The sequence below is a fragment of the Hymenobacter sp. BT559 genome (assembly GCF_017571525.1).
GTDB lineage: Bacteria > Bacteroidota > Bacteroidia > Cytophagales > Hymenobacteraceae > Hymenobacter > Hymenobacter ginsengisoli.
In genome coordinates this window covers 184489-202481 of record NZ_JAGETY010000003.1, presented here as the reverse complement: position 1 = coordinate 202481, position 17993 = coordinate 184489, and the positions used below count along the sequence as shown (strand labels likewise).

The following is a 17993-nucleotide window of genomic DNA, read 5'->3' as shown; positions in this document are numbered from 1 at the left end:
GTGAAACGTCGCGCTACTGGCTGCTTAGCTAGCTATTGCAGCAGGCGCAGGCCGAAGCTCAGCGTCTGGGCCTGCAAGCCCTGGCCGTCGCGGAAAAGCGGGTTCAAATTGTACTTGGCAAAAAAGGTCAGTGAGCCGAAGCCCAGCACGCCTTGCAGGCCATATTGCCAGTCGTTGAGGTTGTACGAGCCGTAGTCCTTGTCTTTGTAAGTCGTGTTTTCCTCAAAGTACTTGAGCTTGGTCCAGCTAGCCAGGCGGTAGCCCACAAAGCCACCCGCCCCGATACGAAAGTGGCTGTGGCCGTGCGTATTAATCTGCAGCATGAGCGGCACGGTGAGCGTTGAGGTTGCCAGCTTGGTTTTCTGATATTGCCGGCCGTTAGTTTCGAGTACCACGCTGGTTAGGCCGTTCTGGTTCACCCATTTGTTGTTGCCCTCCAGCATGTAATTATTAAAGGCAAACTCGGGGCCCGCCAAGAGGTAGAGCGGGCTGCGGTGCCCACCCAGCCGCTGCTTGAAATTGAGGCCGATGTTGACGTAGCGCGAGCCGCCGGTGCGCAGGGTGAGCGGCTGGCTGGGCGTTTGGCCGACCGGTGTCGTGCGGTCGATGTGGTTGTTGACGAGCGCGTTAAGTCCTAGGTCAAATACGACGTCAGTGGAAGAAGACTTCCGGTCCCAGCGCGCCTGGCGCATCGAGTCGCGGTAGGCCTGGCGGTCGGGGCGGCTGGCGGCGCGGGGCTGGTCGTTGGTGCCGCGGTCGGTGTTGATGACCAAGCCAAACTTCTTTTCCAGTAGCACTTCTACCTTATTGCTAGGGCCGTAGGCGCGGTCTGTATGCTTGCGGGTGGTAATGCGGATTTCCTCAGGCAGGTCCTGGCCCGGCTTGTCCTCGTTGGGGTGAAAAACGGTCGTCAGGCGTTCAGTATCGGCTACTTTGGTGGCCGCATCGGCGCGCCGGATGTAGCCGCCCAGCCGCGCCACCAGCGAGTCGAGGTGATACTGGGGCAGCTGGCGCAGCTGCTGGGCATCGTGCACCACCAGGGTCATCACGGCCTTGTTGGGCAGGCGCACCACAATGGTATCGCTGGGCGCGGGCGGCAGGGTGCCGGCCTGGGCGGTGAGCGAAGCGGCGGCCACCAGCGCGGCCAGGGAGGCAGAAAAAAGAACCGGTTTCATGCGTGATAGGGCGTTGAGAAAAGACTGTGAAAGGAAAGGCCGCCCCGGGAAGGGCAGAAAAGCGAAAACAACTGACTAGGAGGGGATTACAGCTGGATGGTTTTGCTGAGCGTGCGGCCGCCCAGGCGGGCCTGCACCGTCACGGTTTCGGTGAGTTCGGTGGCCTCGGCCAGGCTCACGGGCTCGCCGTGCACCAGGTGGCCGGCCTGGCGCAGCAGCCCCCCTAGCCGCAGCCGGGGCCGGCGGGCGGGGCTAGCCACGGTCGAAGCCACCGTGACTACCGGCACCAGGGCCGGGCGGCTGGGCTCGGTGCCGCGCCGCACCTCAACCTCGATTATTTCCGGGGCCGAGGTCATGGCTACTACCGGCGGGTGCTGGCTGTCGGCCGGCTCCGGGAGCGAAGGAGCCACGGACTGGCTAGCCGGGCCGGGCCGCCGCTCGGTGCTGGCCAGCGCGTCGGCCGCCGCGTCCAGCGGCCGGGGCTTTTTCTGAAAGCTGCCAACTGTCCGGAGTGCCGTGGCGGGGCGGCGTGGCCGGGCAGTGGCGGCTATCGAGGGGCTAGATGAGGAAGCGACCGGCGCCGTTGCCTGGGTGGTAAAATTTTTCTGGTTTTTCTCGGCTACTAAGTCAGTTGTCTGCGCAAGAGCCTGTTCAGTAGATTTTTGCGCTGCATGAGGGCTAGCCGATTGGGGCGAGCGAGCTGCATCGGTACCAGCCGCGGCCGGGCTGCTACCCGCGCTGGGCGCCGCCGTGGTGGCCGGCTGGCTGGCTAGCCCCCCTTGCGGCTGCCAATACCCGCCTCGCCACAAGCCCCCGGCCAGTAGCGTGAGCAGCAGCATGGCCGCGGCCGACAGCTGCCACCAGGCCACTACGCGCCGCCGGCGCTGCGGCTGCGGGCGCAGGTGCTCGTCTTCGAGGCGCTCCCATACCTCGCGGCGGGGCTGGGAAGCGTGGCTTCCCAGCCCCGTGCGGAAGCGGGCGTCGAGGCGCTCGGCCTCGGCCAGCTCGGCCAGGCGGCGCGCTAGGTCGGCGCTCGGCGGCGTGGCGTGCTGGCCCAGCTGCTGGCGAAAAAGGTCGTCTAGGTTATCGGTATCGGCTGACATAGCACATCAATTAAATACTCGTAACTGCCTGCAGACGGCGCTGCAACATGGCCCGCGCCTTGCTGAGCTGCGACTTGCTGGTGCCCTCCGAGATGCCCAGTGCCTCGGCTATTTCGGGGTGCGAGTAGCCTTCCAGCGCATAGAGGTTGAACACAGCGCGGTAGCCGGGGGGCAGGGCTTGCAGCAGGGCTAGCAGCTCGTCGGCCTGCAGCTGGGTGTCGGCAGTGGCGGGGGTGGCGGCCAGGTTTTCGGGCTGGGCAAAGTCCTCAAAGGAGAGGTGCAGCGGCTCGCGGCGGCGCAGCTCCATCAGGGCCTGGTTGACCATGATGCGCCGAATCCAGCCCTCAAATGAGCCCTCCTGCCGAAACGTGGGCAGCGCCTGAAACACCTTGGCAAAGCCCAGCAGCAGCGCCTCCTCGGCATCTTCCGGCCGCTTGAGGTAGCGGCGGCACACCGTCAGCATCAGCCCCGCAAACTGGTTGTAGAGCTGGCGCTGAGCGCGGGGCTCGCCCCGCAGGCAGGCGGCAATAAGGTCGGGCTCGGTCACGGGGCAGGGTAGTAGTAGGGCAAAGGCTAGCGGGATTTGGAGCGTCAGATGCGGGGCTAAGGCTAGCGGTTGCTTGGCGCGGCAAAAAATACACAAAAAAGCCCTGCCCAACGGGCAGGGCTTTTAGGCAGGTGCGGCTGGCTACAGCGCCACGCACAGCCTGGCTTCGCGGGTACCGCTGCGGTTGGGCGGCATCAGGCCTAGCCACGCTAGGCCCGCCACCGAAACGACTGGCCATCAATGGCCCGCATGGTGCAGAGTATGCCGTCGAGGTGGTCGCACTCGTGCTGCAAGAGCTCGGCCAGGGCACCCCGCACCGGCCAGCTTTGGGGCTGCCACTGCGTGTCGCGGTAGGTAACGGTCAGGGCCTCGTGGCGGCGCACGCGCACCAGTAGGTTGGGGAAGCACATGCAGTCGTCCCACATGTCAAAGGTGGCTGCACTCAGCTCGCCCAGCTTGGGGTTGAGCAGCACGTGGGGCCGGCCATCGAGGTGCAGGTACACCAGCCGTTTCATGATGCCGAGCTGCGGGGCCGCGATGCCGCGCCCAAAGTGGTACTTGGCGCGCACTTCCTGCATCACGTTGTGCAAATCGGCCACCCAGCCGGCCACCAGTGGCAGGTCGGCCTCAGTAACGGGCGCGCACACCTCGTAGAGGCGTGGGTCGCCGAGCAGGAGCAGGTCGGCCAGGGTTTTCATGGCAAGTGAGGAGCGGGATTCAAGCTAAAATGGGTTTGAACGTCATACTGAGCCCGGCGAAGCCATTGACTCTCACCGCTAGGGTACCAGCCTATACGATTCGAGCGAGGTGCTTCGCCGGGCTCAGCATGACAAAAGTAAATTTTCTGACAGCCGCTAATTAGAGCCGGGGCGCGGAGCCTCGGCATGGCCACTGGGCTGCAAATACGTATCCATCCAGTCAAGCCAGAAGCGGTTGCGCTCGCGTTGGCGCACGGGGTCGCTGGCATTGTGGGCGGCCACCGGCCAGGCGATAAACTTAGTGGTGACGCCGTTATCCTTCAGGGCGTGAAACAGCTTGTACGATTGCGTGATGGGCACCCGCGGGTCGGCCGTATTGGCCAGAATAAGGGTGGGCGTGCGAATGCGGCCGGCCAGGGTGATGGGCGACTGCTCGCGGTAGTTCAGGGCATTGGCCTCGCTCAGCCAAGGCGACTCGCCGATGGCGGCCGCGCGCTGCACGTTCGAGTCGCCCAGATTATACTGGTCGAGCCAGTCGGTGACGGCCGCGCCGGCCACGGCAGCTTTCCAGGTAGCAGGATAGTGGCCGAGCAGCCATACGGTCATGTAGCCACCATACGACCAGCCACTTACGCCAATGCGGGTCGTGTCCACCATGCCGCTGCGCTTGAGCTGGGCCAGCCCGGCCATCACGTCGCGGCCAGGGCCGGCGCCCGCATCCTTAAAAATGGCGGCCTTGTAGGCGTTGCCCAGGTTGTCGCTGCCCCGGTAGTTGGGCTCGAAAACGAAGTAGCCCCGGCCCGCAAACAGCTGCGCCTGCGCCGAAAACGTGGCCGTGGAAGCAGCCGTGGGGCCGCCGTGAATGACGAGCACCAGGGGGTAGGTCTTGCCCGCCACGTAGTTGGCTGGGTAAGTCAGCTCGCCGTCGTTGGTCACGCCGTCCGATTGCCAGGTCAGGGTTTGCGCCTTGCCGAGTTGCAAGTCCTTCACGGCGCGGTTGAAATCGGTGAGCTGCTTAGGCTTGGCCGTGGTAGAAGGCAGGTAGTACAGCTCGGCCGGGTGTGCGGGGTCGGTGCCAATGAAGGCAATACCACCCGTGTGGCTCACGGCCACATCCACCCAAAACGACCAGTTGGGGCTTACCGAGCCCAGGTTGAGCTTGCGGGCCGCGCCGCCCTTCAGCGGCTGTACCCACAGTGAGGTGCGGTTGCCGTCGAGCCCCCCTAGCAGCAACGATTTACCATCGGGCATCCAGATGGTACGAAACACGTCGCGGTCCAGCGCTGGCGTCAGGTTCCGGCCCTCGCCGCCCGCCACTGGCGACACCCATATTTCGTTGATGTTCATGGTATTGCCCTGGCGCGGATACCAATAGGAAATCTGCGTGCCATCGGGCGAAAACGAGGGGTAGCCCTCGTGCATCTTGCGCGTCGTGAGCGGGTGCACCGCGCCCGTGGACACGTCGAGTATCTGAATCGTGCGCTGGTTGCCGTTGCCCGAGTGCGGCGTGGGCACCTGCACGAAGGCCAGCGACTTGCCATCGGGGCTCCACGAAAGCGGCGATGCTGGCGCCCCCGGCGGAATGGTCACGGGTAGGCTCCACGCGCCCGAAGTCAGGCGCCGGGGCTCACCGCCGACGGCCGGCAGTAGCCAGATGTGCGAGCCCGTGGGCGCCGCGCTCAGAAACAAGTCGTTGTTGCCGACCTCAAACGCATCGTAGCCTTTGTCAACCGGCCCGGCCGCGTTGGTGGGCTCGTCGGCCGTTACGAAGGCCAGCGCGCTGCCATCGGGCCGCCAGGCGTAGTGCTGAATGGCCTTTTTGGTGTGCGTGAGCTGGCGCGGCTCGCCGCCCGCCAGCGGCTGCACAAACAACTGGAGCGCAGCGTCCTTGCCGGTGCCCGTTTTGGCCAGGTAGGCCAGCTCCTGGCCGCTGGGCGACCACCGGGGCTGGGTCAGGCCATTCTTGTTGGCAGCCAGCACGCGCTGCTCGCCGGTGGGCACGGCCACCAGCACCACGCCCGTCAGGTAGCGGTCCTCGGCGTAGTCGGGCGTTGAGGTCACCACAGCAATGCGTTTGCCATCGGGCGAAAACTGCGGGTCCGAAAGACCGGTCAGCTTAGCCAGGTCGGCCAGCTCAAAGACGTGCTGCTGGGCGCGCAGGCCGAGCGGCAGCAGGGCTAGCCACAGCGCAGCTACCCGCCAGGAGTATCGTTTTTTCATGGGTGCAACGGGAAAAAGGTGGAAAAAAGCCGCGCGCTAGTCGCGGTAATTCAGAGCCGGCTTGCGGTCGCCGAGCAGGGGTTTGTACACGTAGCTGCCCACCTTCTGCTTGAGCTCTTCTTTGGCTTTGGCCACCAGCTCGGGGCTAGTGAAGAGGTCGATGGCGGTGAGGGTCATGGTTTTGGCGGCTACCATCATGCCTTTGCTACCTACTTCGAGGCCGCTGCACGCCACGGCCTGCCAGCTGTGGGCAGGGGTGCCGGGTATCCAGGTGGCGGCCGTGAGGCCCACGGTGGGCACCACGTAGCTCACGTCGCCCACGTCGCTGCTGCCGCCCAGGTCGCGGGCCCGGTAGGGCTCTACCTGCGCGGCCTGGGCCACCGGCGGCGCGGGCACACCCAGCGACTGCTGAATCTGCTGGCCGAAGGCCGCTTCCGGGGCAGTGTAGGTCACGCCGCCCACCTGCTCCAGGTTGGCTTGCAGGGCATGGGCCAGCGTTTCATTGATGAGCAGGTCGTGGGTGCCGCCTACTATTTCATAGTCCATCGTCGTGCCAGTGCCCAGCGCGGCGCCCTCGGCGGCCTTCACCACGCGCTCAAACACGGCCTGCACGTCGGCCCGGTTGGGGTGGCGTACGTAGTAATAGACCTCGGCAAAGTCAGGCACTACGTTGGGGGCCTTGCCGCCATTGGTGATAACATAGTGAATGCGCGTTTCCTGGGGCACGTGCTCGCGCATCATGTTCACCATGTTGTCCATGGCCTCCACGCCGTCGAGGGCGCTGCGGCCGCGCTCGGGGGCCGCAGCGGCGTGCGCAGCCACGCCGTGAAACCGAAACTTGGCCGAGCTATTGGCAATGTACTTGCCCACCATCGTGGCGTTTTCGCTGCTGGGGTGCCAGTGCAGCACGGCATCCACGCCTTTGAAAAGGCCTTCGCGCACCAGGTATACCTTGCCGCTGCCGCCTTCCTCGGCCGGGCAGCCAAATACTTTAATGGTGCCGTGCAGCTTGCCTTCTTTCAGTAGCTTCTTGATTTCGAGGCCCGTTGCCACGCTCGCCGTGCCAAACAGGTTGTGGCCGCAGCCGTGGCCGGCGCCCTGGCCGGCAATGGGCGTCTTGGTGGCCACCGCCTGCTGGGCTAGCCCTGGCAGCGCATCATACTCGGCCAGCACGCCAATCACTGGCTGGCCGCTGCCATAGGTAGCCACAAACGCCGTGGGGATGCCCGCAACGCCCGCCTGCACCGCAAAGCCATTGTCGCGCAGCGTTTTCTGCAGCAGCGCCGAGCTCTGGGTTTCTTTGTAGCCCACCTCTGCAAAGCCCCAGATGCGCTGGGCCAGCTGGCGGTAGTCGGCATAGTGGGCCTGCAGGTCCTGGCTAGCCTCCGCTTTGAGCGGCTCGGCCGGCGGGCCCGGCAAGGCGGGCCGAAAGGCCAGCAGCCCGGCACTCAGCAGCCCGAGTAAGTAAGATTTCGTCATGGGTAGTAAGGTAGAAGACTGAGTAAGTGGCGATGAAGGGGCCCGTAAACTAAGCGAAAGACAAGTAACCAGCATCGTTAGGGTAGGCTAGCGGGCGATTTGCGGAAAAGAGCAAGCTCCGCAGTAAAGCGGCTCGCCAAGCTTATTGTAAGTGGTATATGCAATAAGGGAAATTTCAGCGGCAAAATAATGCTTTGCTGAACCTGGCATAGATAGAAACCTGGTAGAAAAAATTTGTGAAATATTATGAAGTTACCGAGATGAAGTAAGAATTAATTCTATACATTTGACGCACAGCTGTGAGCAGTAAAAGTAGCTGTAGTAATCAATTAACTCCTTTTTCCCACCCACATGACCCAACATTTTTCCGCGCGTTCGTTTCTCCCGCTGCTAGGCCTGGGCCTGCTCGGTACCTTCAGCTGCACCAAAGAAACGCCAACCCCCACGGCTAGCCTCAATGCCAGCACTACCCAGCAAGATGCCCAGGCTTCGGCTGGCTTTGTGCTGCGGGCCAAGCAATACATTATTATTGCCTCCGGCGACCAGCTGCCGGGCAATATTGAAGCCCTAACGACAGCGGCTAATGGCAAAGTAACGAGCCACTTGCAAGAGGTTGGCCTGGCCATTGCAACGTCAGATGACCCTGATTTTGCAACGAAAGCCGCTAAAATCTCAGGCGTGCGGTCGGTAGTGCACGACTTCACTTATCAGGGCTTTGAGCCCCAGCAGAGTCGCGTGGCCGAGCAGGCCTCCGACAATGTGAACCCGTCGAGCACCGGCGACAGCAATCCGCTATTTCCGCTGCAGTGGGGCGCTACCGCCATACAAGCCCCCGAGGCCTGGAATACGGGTAACCAGGGCCAGGGAGTACTCGTGGCCGACCTCGATGGCGGCTTTGAGCTAAACCACCCGGACTTAAAACCTAACATCTTGGGCAGCATGTCGTTTGTGCCTGGCGAATCAGCACAGTTTGCCGGCGGCTCCTTAGCGTTCAGCCATGGCACGCACACGGCCGGCACCATTGCTGCTGTCGATAACAATATCGGCGTTATCGGTATTGCGCCTCAGGCTAAGCTCTTGCTGGTGAAAGTATTGGGCGACGCCGGCTCGGGCTCGTTCTCCTGGCTGATTCAGGGCATTGTGTACGCCACGCAGCAGCACGCCGACGTGATTAATATGAGCCTGGGCGCCGCCATTCCGCACCACGATAAGTATATCGACGACGCGGGCAATGTGGTGAATGACACTAAGGCCATTCAGGAATTGCTGGTGGCCCTGAGCAAAGCCACGAGCTACGCTACTAAAAATGGGGTAACCCTGATTGCCGCGGCTGGCAACGATGCCAATAACGGCAACCAGGATAAGTCGCTGGTCAACATTCCGGCCGATGCCACGGGTGTTATCTCCATCTCGGCCACGGCCCCCATTGGCTGGGCGCTAGCCCCCCTCACCGCCAATCTGGACCGCTTTGCCTCGTATTCTAACTACGGCACGCCGGCCGTCACGTTTGCCGCGCCCGGTGGCGATTTTGCGTATCCCGGCAATGAGATAGTCATCTTCCGCGGCGTGCGCCAGTACGTGTGGGCCCTGGATATGGTGCTGAGTACGGGTCGCGTGTTGAAAGTTAATGGCGTGCCGCGTGCTTACTATACCTGGGCTGCCGGCACCAGCATGGCCACCCCGCACGCCACCGGTGTAGCCGCCCTCATCATCGGCAAAAACGGCGGCAACATGGACCCGGCCAGGGTAGAAGCCGCCCTGCGTGCCTCGGCCGACGACTTGGGCAAGCCCGGCCGTGACCCCTACTACGGCTATGGCCGCGTAAACGCCTACCGCGCCGTAGCGCAGCCCAACTAGGGCTAGCCTTAGGCAAAAAAGAGCCCGGACGGTGAGGCGGTACTACTACCGCTTCCCTGTCCGGGCTCGTTTGTTTAGAGGGGACCTACCCATCGCTAAGCCAGGCTGTAGCCCGCCTATTTATCGTACTGCCCCACGCTCAGCATAACCAGCGTGCAGGCTTCTTCGGTCATAATGCCTTGGGCCTGGGCCTTTTGCTCAAGCTCAGGGTTTTCGGTGCCGGGGTTAAAGATGATGCGCCGGGGCTTAAGACTCAGGATATAGTCGTACCAGCCGGGCTGGTTTTGCGGGCCTACGTAGAGCGTCACGGTGTCGATATCAGTTTCCTGTGGGCGGTCGGTATGAATATCGAGGCCTGCTACCTGGCCTTTGCGAATGCCCACCGGCACTACTTCGTGGCCGTGGCGTTTGAGTTGATGCACCGCCCGGTAGGCGTAGCGGTCGGGGTTGTCGGTAGCGCCGAGAACCAAGGTTTTTTTGCTGGAATCCATAGGTAGTGCAGGGTACAAGCTAGCTTATCTTGGCCCTGTAGTACGCAACAACTATGCAGTGGGGTGTTGGGTTCAGCCGGCGCTAGGAGCGCTGGCACAGGTAAGCCAACGACCAGGCCCCGATAGCCATAACCAAGTCGCGCACGGCCACGTCGAAGTAATGGCCCCCCGACACCAGGGTCAAAGCGATGGCAATCAGCCAGCCCATGACCACCCATGCCCCAATGCGCGGGCGCAGCAGCACCAAAATACCAGCCACTACTTCGATGATGCCGACCAGGTGCATAAACGCAGGGGCCGCTACCGGCAGCAGCCGTACCTGATTGGGCGCGAGGTAGGCTTCCCAGTTGGTCAGCAAGTTGGTGAATTTGTCGAGGCCGGCCACAATAGGCACCAGGCCATACGTAAGGGTGAGCACCCGCACTACGGTGTGGGTGGGGCTAGCGGCGTGGTCGGCCGTAGCGGCGTAAGGAAGATTGGGGGAGGGTAACATGGCTGAAAGGGGTGAAAGGGATTGTTGCCATTGGATGTGCTACCCAGCCCCGGGGTTACAGAAATTAAGATGTATTTTTTTGTAACCAACGCGTGGGCTAGCGCATCCAATCAACCACGGCCGTGCCGCATCACCCCCACGCTTTCCCAATGCTACCCCAGCTGGTACCCATGCCCTACGCCCCCCTTTCCGATTCTGAAGTCATCAGCCGGGTGCTCGCTGGCGAGAAGCAGCTCTTTGAGCTACTCATGCGCCGCTACAACCAGCGCCTGTACCGCGCAGGCGTGGCCGTGCTCGGTGAGCCCACCGCCGTAGAAGAAGCCATGCAAAGCGCCTGGGTCAAGGCCTACCTACAGCTCGCGACCTTTGAGGGACGCGCGAGCTTTGCTACCTGGCTGACGCGCATCATGCTCAATGAGTGCTTGCTGGACCGGCGCCGCCAGCAGCGCCTCACCGACCTGAATGCCCCTGCCGCCGAAGAAGCTGAGCCGCGCGCCACCGGCCCTACCCCTCTGCAAACCGTTCTAAATGAAGAGCTACGCGAGGCCCTGGAGGCCGCCATGCAAGCCCTGCCCGCCAAGTACCGCAGTGTGTTTGTGCTTCGCGAAGTAGAGGGCCTGAGCGTGGCCGGCACCGCCGCCTACCTGCAGCTGAGCGAGCCCAACGTGAAAGTGCGCCTGCTACGCGCCCGCGAACGCCTGCGTGCCTACCTCGTCGGCTTTGCGCCCCAGCATACTTTCACGTATCTGGGCGCGCGCTGCACGCGCATGGTGCGCCAGGTGCTGGCGCATCTGGCCGACCTGCCGCGTAGGCAAGCGGCCTAGCGCCCTATGGTTGCCGCTAGGGCCTCGGCCACGCGCTCGCCATCCATGGCGGCGCTCACGATGCCGCCCGCGTAGCCCGCCCCCTCGCCGCAGGGGTAAAGGCCCGTCACGATGGGGTGAGCCAGGGTATGATTATCGCGCGGGATGCGGACGGGCGACGAGGTGCGGCTCTCGACGCCCACAATCTGGGCCGCGTTGGTGGCGAAATCGGGAATCTTGCGGCCGAAAGCGCGGAAGCCTTGGCGCAGCCGCTCGCTGAGCGTGGGGCCGAGCACGGCGTCCATCTCCACGCTCATGAGGCCGGGCTGGTAGCTGGTTTCGAGGAGGCTGGGGGAGAGCTTCTTCTGCAGGAAGTCGCCGAGGCGCTGGGCGGGGGCTAGCTGGGTGCCACCCGCCAGTTGGCACGCACGCTGCTCTATTTCCTGCTGCAAGCGCAGGCCGGCCAGCACGCCGTGCCGGGCCACGTCCATATCGGCCAGCTCCACGGCGGCCACGATGCCCGAGTTGGCAAAGCGCGAGTCGCGGCGGCTGGGGCTCATGCCGTTTACCACTACCTCACCGGGCGCGGTGGCCGCCGGCACAATGAACCCGCCCGGGCACATGCAAAACGAGAACACGCCGCGCTGGGCATCGCGCACCTTGGTTTGCTCGACCAGCGCGTAGCTGGCCGCCGGCAGCAGGCCGCGCTCGGGCCGCCCATACTGGGCCGCGTCGATAAGTGCTTGCGGGTGCTCCACGCGAACCCCTAGCGCGAAGGGCTTGGCCTCGATAAGCACCCCGCGCCGGTGCAGCAGCTCGTAGATGTCGCGGGCCGAGTGGCCGGTGGCTAGTACCGTAGCCTCGGCCTCGATGGCCTCACCGGTGTGCGTGACTACGCCACGCAGGTGGTGGCTTTCCAGGATTAAATCCTCAACCCGCGTTTCAAACCGTACCTCACCGCCGGCTTCGAGCACGGCGTCGCGCAGGCTCTGCACTACGGCGGGTAGCTTGTTGGTGCCGATGTGGGGGTGAGCATCGACTAGGATATCGGGGGTGGCGCCGTGCTGCACCAGCCGGCGCAGGATGCGGCCCACGTCGCCGCGCTTGGTGGCGCGGGTGTAGAGCTTGCCATCGGAGTAGGTGCCCGCGCCGCCCTCGCCAAAGCAGTAGTTTGAGTCGGGGTTCACAAGGTGCTCCTTATTAAGAGCAGCCAGGTCGCGGCGGCGGGTGCGCACGTCCTTGCCGCGCTCCAGCACGATAGGTTTGATGCCCAGCTCGATGCAGCGCAGCGCTGCGAACAGACCCGCCGGCCCGGCCCCTACAATAATGACCCGGCGTCGCGCCTGACGCACATCGGGGTACTCAAACCACGGCCCCAGCAGGTCGCGGGCAGGAGCGGGGCTAGCCCGGTCGTAGATGTCCACCTTCAGGCGCACCAGCGGCCGGCGGCCCCGCGCATCGAGCGAGCGCTTGCGGATGTGCACAAAATCGGCTTCGCCGGGGCGCAGGCCGGCGGCGGCCAGAATGGCCTCGTAGCGGGCCAGCTCGTCGTAGGCTACCTCGGGGGCGAGGGCCAGGTCTAGTTCTTGTTTCATAAAGCAGGCGAACGGGAGTTAGCCGTTAAGCAAGCGCAAATTTACGATGGGGGGCGGGATGGGTGGCGTATACTTGTGGCTAGCCAGTCGGAATAGATGCTATAATGCAGATTGAGAAATTCATGATAGAAAAAGATGGAAGATAAGCTTTGGTATTTAATGATTGACGGTGAACAAGACGCTGATACTGGCGTTTTTGGAAATTTTTATGCTTACGGTAGTCATTTAGGTGATGCCTTAGATAAAGCAATAAAAGCTTCACTGGAATACGGCTTTACGAATCATAATCTGACAGAAGCATCATTGCTTAGTAATTTCGAGGAAATTGATGATAATGAAGAGTTAGTTGAAATAGCTGACGCTGTTTACATGCGGCCAACCATGTTTAGCTTCTCACTTAGCGACCCTGATAAAAGTTTTATCCCGCCGATTGGAATAGTCAAAAGCGTTTTTGAAGGCGAGTATGACTACGATTTAATTAAGGAAAAATTTGTTGCTTACAACGCAGATGAAAACGGGGTTTTTGAATTTGAGTTAGTTGTTGAAAAGAAAAATCTGTTTTCTGTCTTAATCAATGCTATCGAATTTTTGCCAGAAGTTGATGGGTTCTGTATATATGTTAAAGATTTTTGGGAAAATGAGTTAACGGAACTTTGGATGGCGAGGCATTTCAATAATAAGAGTGCGATTATTGCTTTTTTAAGCAGTCAAAAGAAAAATACTGTCGAAAACGGGTACTTATCCATTGTTGTTTATGCTCTGAAGGGCCAAACTAAATTAACCCTTGATGACCATAAAAAGATACAATTGCAGACTCAGGACGAAGAGGTATTTAAGGATTTTGTGGAAAATATAATTAACTTGGGTTACGAGCAAACGAAAGATTTTTACAACCTAGAATTTGGTTATCATCACTTTCATTACAGGCTTGCCGATAGTTTGACGAGAGCTGAGTTCAAACAAATGCTAGAGGATAATAAATTTGAAGTGATTGATAGTAGGGAGGAATAACATGCTGTCTGCTACCATGCCCACCTCCCCGCCACGCGCCCGCCTTCTCCGCTCCCTCCGCCACCCAGCGGCCCTAGCCGCTACGGGCAGCCTGGGGTTGCTGGCGGGCGGCGAGCTAGCGGCCGGGGCCGGTCCGCCGATTCAGTAGCCAGCCGAGAGCAAGTGCGCCAAAGCCCTACCAGTTTACCAAAGAAAACCAGATGGATATTTTTGCGAGAATGCTAGCCGGCGGGCTGATTCGGAAGGACGACCCGGAAATTGCTGCCATGTGGGAGGGTATCAACCGGGCGTTGCGCCTGTCGCCGGCGCTGAATGCCGCCACGAGCACCGACCAGATTCGGCAGCTGCTGGGCGAGTTGATAGGCCGCGAGCTAGCCGCCAGCACGACCGTGTTCGTGCCGTTTTACACGAACTTCGGCCGGCACATCACGATTGGCCGAAACGTCTTCATCAACCACGCCTGCACGCTGCTGGACCTGGGCGGCATCACGATTGAGGACGACGTGCAGATTGGCCCCAAGGTGAACATCATCACCGAAAACCACCCCACCGACCCCGCGCAGCGCCAGCAACTGCTGCTGAGCCCGGTGCTGATAAAGCGCAACGCCTGGTTAGGGGCAGCGGCTACCATTCTGCCTGGCGTCACGGTGGGCGAAAACGCCATTGTGGCGGCGGGCGCCGTGGTGCACAAAGACGTGGTGGCCAATACTATCGTGGGCGGCATTCCGGCTAGGGTACTGAAAACCATTGAAGCAGCATAGTGCGGTCTATGTACAGATAAGCTAGGGGCGGGGCTAGCCCCCGCCCGGCGTTGAACGAGGCCGGCGTGCGATGTGCAACGACGGGTGTAGGCAAGCTCCTTCACTGGCGCGAGTTTAGCGCAGCATAACTCGTGACAACGAAGAAGACGAGGTTGAACCTCAGCTGCCACAATCTGGCAAGCAACGGCTGCTAATGTTGCTTTATCCTCCCTCTGTTAAGTGCTGCTGGCGCGGCAGTGGGGCTACAACCTCCACATCAAAGCTGGTCACGCGTTACGCTGCGCTAAACTCGCGCCAGTGCTGGGCTACTTTTGGCGCATGTCTGCTAATTCCGCCTCACCCTTTCGCTCCATTGTCTCCGGCTCCATCGGCAACCTTGTCGAGTGGTACGACTGGTACGCTTACTCGGCGTTTGCGCTCTACTTCGCGCCCGTCTTTTTTCCGAAGGCCAGCCCCACGGCGCAGCTGCTGAATACGGCGGCCATCTTCGCGGTAGGCTTTTTGATGCGGCCGCTAGGGGCGGGGTTTCTGGGTAATTATGCCGACAAGCATGGGCGGCGGGCGGCGCTGCTGCTGAGCGTGCAACTGATGGCGGGCGGCTCGCTGCTCATTGCCTGCGCGCCGGGCTACGCCACTATTGGGCTGGGGGCACCCGCGCTGCTGCTGCTGGCCCGGCTGCTGCAAGGCATTAGCGTGGGCGGCGAGTACGGCACCTCGGCCACCTACCTCAGCGAGATGGCCGGCGAGCGCCACCGGGGCTTCTGGTCGAGCTTTCAGTACCTCACGCTCATGGGTGGGCAGCTGCTGGCGCTGATTGTGCAACTCACGTTGCAGCAGTTTATTACACCCGCCGAAATGACGGCCTGGGGCTGGCGTATTCCGTTTGTGATTGGGGCCGGCGCGGCCATCGGGGCGCTGTACCTGCGCTCGCACATGAGCGAAACGGCCGCCTTTGAGCAGGAAAAAGCCGCTAAGGGGGCTAGCGAACGGCCGGCCCGGCTCTCGGCTGTGCAGCAGCTACGGGCCTACCCGCGCGAAACGCTCACCGTGGTGGGCCTCACGCTGGGCGGCACGCTGGCGTTTTACACCTTCACCACCTACGCCCAGAAGTTTTTGGTGAACACCAGCGGCTTCACCAAGGAGCAGGCCACCCTTATCTCGTTTGGGGCGATGGCCGTGGCGCTGCTGTTTCAGCCGCTGCTAGGGGCCATTTCCGACGTGGTGGGGCGGCGGCCGGTGCTACTGTTTTTTGGCATCGGGGCCACGCTGGGCACGGTGCCGCTGCTGCGCACACTGGCCCACACTACTAGCGCGTGGGGCGCCTTCGGGCTGCTTATTGCGGCGCTCTTTGTGGTGAGCGGCTACACCAGCATCTCGGCCATTGTGAAGGCCGAGCTGTTTCCAACCCACATTAGGGCGCTGGGGGTGGGGCTGCCGTTTGCGCTCACGGCGGCCCTATTTGGCGGCACGGCCGAGTACCTGGCGCTGCTGGCCAAAGACCAGGGCGTGGCCGAATACTTCTATTGGTATGTGACAGGTTGCGCGTTCATTTCGCTGCTCGTGTATTGGCGCATGGGCGAAACCCGCGCCAGGGGGCACATGTAGTAGGAGCACTAGGTGCTAATTCTTGCGCAATATGATGCTAATCAATCAAGTAAAGCTTAGGCCAACGGAAAAGCCCGACCTGGATTTTTTCTTCCGGTTTCAACTTGATGCAGAAGCCAACTACCTGGCTGCATTCACCCCACAAGACCAAGCGACTCGGGACGCTTACGTCGAAAAATTTACCCGATTTCTACGCGACCCGGCCATCAACATGCAAACCATCCTGGTTGATGAACTCATCGTGGGGAGCATTGCAAAATTTGAGGTGGAGGAAAAAGCTGAAATCACCTACTGGATAGACCGACACTTCTGGGGCCGAGGAGTGGCCGCCGCGGCCCTAAAAAAATTTCTGCTTATAGAAGCAGCCAGACCAATTATTGGCCGCGTTGCCTTTGATAATCTAGGGTCGCAGCGAGTACTGGAAAAGGGTGGCTTTGTAAAAATCGGTACTGACTACGGCTTCGCTAATGCCCGGCAAGCAGAAATAGCGGAGTTTATCTACAAATTGAACTAGCGATTAGCGAAAATTAATTTATCAATCAGCCGTGGCTACTTAGTGGCTACTTAATAGTGTGCAGTGCCAGGTGGCTAGTTAAACTTATTACCGGGCTTCGCACTTATCGCTCCAACCAATTTCACCTACCCTTTTTTCACCCTAGCCATGCGCTTTTTTCCCCTCGCGGCCCTAGCCGGCGCCGCGCTGCTCGCCGGTGCCACCGCGGCCCACGCCCAGGCCACCACGCCCGCGACCACCCAAACCAAGATGCCCGAAGACAAGTCGAAGCGCCCGAGCCCGCCGGCCGTAGCGAAAGCTGACGTGCACGGCACCGAGGTCACCATCGACTATAGCAAGCCCTCGCTGAAGGGCCGCGCCGCCTTCGGCGAGAAATCGCCGCTAGCCCCCGTGGGCGAAGTATGGCGCACCGGTGCCAACGAAGCCACCACCTTCACGGTGAGCAAGCCGGTGAAAATCAACGGCCAGGCACTGGCCGCCGGCACCTACGGCCTGTTCACCATCCCCGGCGCCACCGAGTGGACCATCATCTTCAACAAAACGGCCAAGCAGTGGGGCGCCTACGACTACAAAGCGGCCGACGACGTGCTGCGCGTGAAAGTGAAGCCCACGACCCTGGCTAGCCCCGTAGAGCAGTTCACCATCACGGCCGATAAGTCGGGCAAAGTGGCCCTGATGTGGGGTAAGACGGAAGTCGCCTTTATGGTGAAATAGCCTTTTTCGTCCAGCTTCACCAGTTTCATAGACCGTCATGCGGAGCTTGCCGCAGCAGCTCTCCCGCGCCGCTAGGGTCACCTTCCTAACGATTCGGGCAAGATGCTGCGGCAAGCTCCGCATGACGGTCTGTTTTGTTTAAAAGCCGTTCTGCTTCATAAAAGAACCTCCATCTTATGGAAAAACTCGTGCTCCTACGCCACGGCGAAAGCGTCTGGAACCAGGAAAATCGCTTTACGGGCTGGACCGACGTGGACCTCTCGGACCTGGGCAAGCAGCAGGCGGCCCGTGCTGGCCAGCTACTCCAGCAGCACGGCTACACCTTCGATATCGGCTATACGTCGGTGCTGAAGCGAGCCATCAAAACGCTCGACATCGCCCTCGAAAACATGAACCAGCTCTGGATTCCGGTGCAGAAGTCGTGGCGGCTGAATGAGCGGTTCTACGGTGCGCTGCAAGGCCTCAACAAGGCCGAAACCGCCGCCCGGTACGGCGCTGCGCAGGTGCAGGAGTGGCGGCGCTCGCCCCACGCGCACCCGCCGGCCATTACCAAAGATGACCCGCGCTGGCCCGGCCACGACCTGCGCTACGCCCACCTCACCGCGCGCGAATTGCCGCTGACCGAGAACCTGAGCGAGACGCTGGCCCGCGTCATGCCCTTCTGGGCCGAGAAGATAATGGCCGCCCTGCGCCGCAACCAGAAGGTGATTATCGCCGCCCACGGCAACAGCCTGCGCGCCCTGGTGCAGTACATCGACCACCTGAGCGATGAAGAAGTGACCAGCCTCGATATCCCCACCGGTGTGCCGCTGGTGTACGAGCTGGATGAGGATTTCAACCGCATCCGGCACTACTACTTGCAGGAGGACGGCCCCGCGCCCGCCGCAAGCCCTGCGGCAAAATAGCTAGTTGTGTGGCTTGGCCTTA

18 protein-coding genes are annotated in these 17993 nt (G+C 61.5%); 9 read left to right on the top strand and 9 right to left on the bottom strand.

Features of this window, described 5'->3' with window-relative positions:
- Positions 1-32 precede the first annotated feature (32 nt).
- The 6 genes from J4D99_RS05430 to J4D99_RS05405 all read right to left on the bottom strand — a co-directional run bounded on the left by J4D99_RS05430 (position 33) and on the right by J4D99_RS05405 (position 7222).
- Positions 33-1175 (bottom strand): porin family protein, encoded by a 1143-nt coding sequence (locus J4D99_RS05430; RefSeq protein ID WP_208130697.1) that lies wholly within the window; start codon positions 1173-1175, stop codon positions 33-35.
- A gap of 86 nt (positions 1176-1261) precedes the next feature.
- Positions 1262-2278 carry a hypothetical protein gene (locus J4D99_RS05425; protein WP_208130696.1) on the bottom strand — a complete coding sequence of 339 codons (1017 nt, stop codon included), beginning with the start codon at positions 2276-2278 and terminating at the stop codon, positions 1262-1264.
- Between the two features lie 10 nt (positions 2279-2288).
- On the bottom strand, positions 2289-2825 hold the full coding sequence (locus J4D99_RS05420; RefSeq protein ID WP_208130695.1) for a sigma-70 family RNA polymerase sigma factor: 537 nt from the start codon (positions 2823-2825) through the stop codon (positions 2289-2291).
- Positions 2826-3034: 209 nt separating this feature from the next.
- The gene (locus J4D99_RS05415; RefSeq protein WP_208130694.1) at positions 3035-3523 is read right to left on the bottom strand and encodes a peptide deformylase; all 489 of its coding nucleotides are present in this window, start codon (positions 3521-3523) and stop codon (positions 3035-3037) included.
- A gap of 156 nt (positions 3524-3679) precedes the next feature.
- On the bottom strand, positions 3680-5743 hold the full coding sequence (locus tag J4D99_RS05410; RefSeq protein WP_208130693.1) for a S9 family peptidase: 2064 nt from the start codon (positions 5741-5743) through the stop codon (positions 3680-3682).
- Positions 5744-5779: 36 nt separating this feature from the next.
- The gene (locus tag J4D99_RS05405) at positions 5780-7222 is read right to left on the bottom strand and encodes an amidohydrolase (protein WP_208130692.1); all 1443 of its coding nucleotides are present in this window, start codon (positions 7220-7222) and stop codon (positions 5780-5782) included.
- 351 nt (positions 7223-7573) lie between these two features.
- Between J4D99_RS05405 and J4D99_RS05400 the strand changes: the two genes are divergently transcribed.
- The gene (locus J4D99_RS05400; RefSeq protein ID WP_208130691.1) at positions 7574-9079 is read left to right on the top strand and encodes a S8 family peptidase; all 1506 of its coding nucleotides are present in this window, start codon (positions 7574-7576) and stop codon (positions 9077-9079) included.
- 116 nt (positions 9080-9195) lie between these two features.
- Here the strand turns inward: J4D99_RS05400 and J4D99_RS05395 are convergent, their stop codons facing one another.
- Together J4D99_RS05395 and J4D99_RS05390 are read right to left on the bottom strand one after the other, a co-directional pair.
- Positions 9196-9570, bottom strand: a complete 375-nt coding sequence (locus J4D99_RS05395) for a CoA-binding protein (RefSeq protein WP_208130690.1) — start codon at positions 9568-9570, stop codon at positions 9196-9198.
- Positions 9571-9652: 82 nt separating this feature from the next.
- Positions 9653-10063: a DoxX family protein gene (locus tag J4D99_RS05390; protein WP_213019506.1), complete on the bottom strand. Its 411-nt coding sequence runs from the start codon at positions 10061-10063 to the stop codon at positions 9653-9655.
- A 170-nt stretch (positions 10064-10233) separates the two neighbouring features.
- Between J4D99_RS05390 and J4D99_RS05385 the strand changes: the two genes are divergently transcribed.
- Complete coding sequence (locus tag J4D99_RS05385) at positions 10234-10887, top strand: sigma-70 family RNA polymerase sigma factor (RefSeq protein WP_208130689.1); 654 nt, start codon at positions 10234-10236, stop codon at positions 10885-10887.
- On the opposite strand, the gene J4D99_RS05380 is transcribed toward J4D99_RS05385, so the two are convergent.
- A complete protein-coding gene (locus tag J4D99_RS05380) occupies positions 10884-12461 on the bottom strand; it encodes an NAD(P)/FAD-dependent oxidoreductase (RefSeq protein ID WP_208130688.1) in 1578 nt (525 codons plus the stop codon). The two genes, J4D99_RS05385 and J4D99_RS05380, sit on opposite strands and share 4 nt — an antisense overlap.
- Before the next feature lie 135 nt (positions 12462-12596).
- Here J4D99_RS05380 and J4D99_RS05375 point away from each other — a divergent pair, with 135 nt between their 5' ends.
- From J4D99_RS05375 to gpmA, 7 genes are all read left to right on the top strand, one after another.
- Positions 12597-13472 (top strand): hypothetical protein, encoded by an 876-nt coding sequence (locus tag J4D99_RS05375; RefSeq protein WP_208130687.1) that lies wholly within the window; start codon positions 12597-12599, stop codon positions 13470-13472.
- 16 nt (positions 13473-13488) lie between these two features.
- Positions 13489-13620 (top strand): hypothetical protein, encoded by a 132-nt coding sequence (locus tag J4D99_RS21970; RefSeq protein ID WP_255554993.1) that lies wholly within the window; start codon positions 13489-13491, stop codon positions 13618-13620.
- A 52-nt stretch (positions 13621-13672) separates the two neighbouring features.
- Complete coding sequence (locus tag J4D99_RS05370; RefSeq protein ID WP_208130686.1) at positions 13673-14233, top strand: DapH/DapD/GlmU-related protein; 561 nt, start codon at positions 13673-13675, stop codon at positions 14231-14233.
- Positions 14234-14551: 318 nt separating this feature from the next.
- The gene (locus J4D99_RS05365) at positions 14552-15838 is read left to right on the top strand and encodes an MFS transporter (protein ID WP_208130685.1); all 1287 of its coding nucleotides are present in this window, start codon (positions 14552-14554) and stop codon (positions 15836-15838) included.
- A 31-nt stretch (positions 15839-15869) separates the two neighbouring features.
- The gene (locus J4D99_RS05360; RefSeq protein ID WP_236018535.1) at positions 15870-16352 is read left to right on the top strand and encodes a GNAT family N-acetyltransferase; all 483 of its coding nucleotides are present in this window, start codon (positions 15870-15872) and stop codon (positions 16350-16352) included.
- A gap of 147 nt (positions 16353-16499) precedes the next feature.
- Positions 16500-17066, top strand: a complete 567-nt coding sequence (locus J4D99_RS05355; protein ID WP_236018534.1) for a DUF2911 domain-containing protein — start codon at positions 16500-16502, stop codon at positions 17064-17066.
- A 176-nt stretch (positions 17067-17242) separates the two neighbouring features.
- Positions 17243-17971 carry a 2,3-diphosphoglycerate-dependent phosphoglycerate mutase gene (gpmA, locus tag J4D99_RS05350; protein WP_208130684.1) on the top strand — a complete coding sequence of 243 codons (729 nt, stop codon included), beginning with the start codon at positions 17243-17245 and terminating at the stop codon, positions 17969-17971.
- Positions 17972-17993: the final 22 nt, after the last annotated feature.